Source organism: Methanoculleus sp. UBA208 (assembly GCF_002498065.1).
Classification (GTDB): domain Archaea; phylum Halobacteriota; class Methanomicrobia; order Methanomicrobiales; family Methanoculleaceae; genus Methanoculleus.
Genome location: NZ_DAFZ01000113.1, coordinates 1,989 through 2,230, shown reverse-complemented (window position 1 = coordinate 2,230; position 242 = coordinate 1,989).

Genomic DNA, 242 nt, shown 5'->3' with positions numbered 1-242 from the left:
CACCCCGGCCGATCCCGTTGCGGCCGGGGTGCGGCACACCGCCCGCCAGGATACCGGGTCCACGCACGGGCCGTCACGGCACCCCGGAAGTGACCGCCACGTTCTCAAACGTCACGGCTCCCGCAGGCACCGTGTTTGTGAGGATCACACCGTTGGTGAACGGCGTGAGGCTTGCGGAGACGATCTCCATGTTCTTGATCCGGACGTTTCTGGTGCGGTCGCCCTCGATCACGAACGGCTTT